Consider the following 1,198-nt stretch of genomic DNA (forward strand, 5'->3'; position numbering starts at 1 on the left):
GGCTACATGCGCAATGTCCACCCCTATCCCTTGATGGTCGATACCAGGCTCGCGCCGTCGATGGCGGAAGTCATGATCAAGGAACTCAAAAGCGGTGTGATCGACGTTGCGATCCTTTGGGGGCCGATGGCAGGTTATTATGCCAAGGAGATCGATCCCAACCTGACGGTGATTCCCCTGGTCAAGGAAAAGACCGGGCATATGGCATACCGGATCACGATGGGTGTGCGTCCATCCGATCAGGAGTGGAAACGCACGTTGAACAAGGTGATCCGGGAGAACCAGAGTGAGATCAACAAGATCCTGCTCGATTTCCAGGTGCCGTTGATTGACGAGAATAACAAGCCGATCACCCAGTAGCGTGGTTGGGGTGGATGAAGCGAGGTGAAAGACCGGTGCGGAACTGTTCCTGTGCGTTGGCCGTTTTAATTACCGTATTGGTGACGACGGCTTCCGCGGGCGAAACGGCGCCGGAGCCGGCGGATTACAGGACCGAAAACTACAGGGCGCCGGTTCCTGCCACCCTGAAGGGGGCAAAGGTGGTTACCACCGATGAAACCATCGCCCTGTGGAAAGACAAATCGGCGGTGTTCATCGATGTCCTTCCTCACGATCCCAAGCCGGCAAATCTGCCGGCCGGGACCATCTGGAGGGAAAAAGTCCGGGAAGATATCCCCGGGAGCATATGGCTCGCAAATGTGGGCTACGGGATCATCAACAAGGAGACGGAAGCCTATTTTCGCAAAGGGCTGAAGTCTCGGTTGGGCGACGACACGAAAAGAAAGGTGCTTTTTTACTGTATGGCGAACTGCTGGATGTCCTGGAATGCGGCCAAAAGAGCCGTCGAGTGGGGATATAAATCGGTACTTTGGTATCCTCTCGGCACCGATGGCTGGACCGCAGCGAAGCAGCCAACACAGAAAAATGAGCCCTTTTAATTTCAATCTTGCGCCATAACGGCGTATGATAAGGAGAAAGATCAGTCTTTGATCTTTGAGCAGAAGGAGGAAAGCATGAAGAAAACATGGACAAAGCCTACCATGTGTCAGGTTGCTGCCGGTATGGAACTTTCACGTTACCTGCCTGCAGAACTCAAGGCAAAAAAGTAAGATCTGACCCATCGCCCTGCGCGATCTGATCGCGTAGGGCGGCACCTTGTGGTTGTTCGGCCGGAACTTAGGTTTCCGGAAGGAGAGGG

The 1,198-nt window shown here is 54.1% G+C and carries 1 protein-coding gene and 1 pseudogene; both read left to right on the forward strand.

The window, feature by feature from the left end; genetic code table 11:
- Window positions 1-360, forward strand: a pseudogene (locus ACXJ5O_RS27565) (quinoprotein dehydrogenase-associated putative ABC transporter substrate-binding protein); the annotation flags it as partial.
- Window positions 361-374: 14 nt separating this feature from the next.
- On the forward strand, window positions 375-938 hold the full coding sequence (locus tag ACXJ5O_RS27570) for a PQQ-dependent catabolism-associated CXXCW motif protein (protein WP_457302688.1): 564 nt from the start codon (window positions 375-377) through the stop codon (window positions 936-938).
- Window positions 939-1,198 lie beyond the last annotated feature (260 nt).

The organism is Phyllobacterium sp. P5_D12 (assembly GCF_054049495.1).

Bases quoted from the DNA above. Each gene is read 5' to 3' on its own strand.
- ACXJ5O_RS27570 (WP_457302688.1), top strand. From the start codon at position 375: ATGAAGCGAGGTGAAAGACCGGTGCGGAACTGTTCCTGTGCGTTGGCC.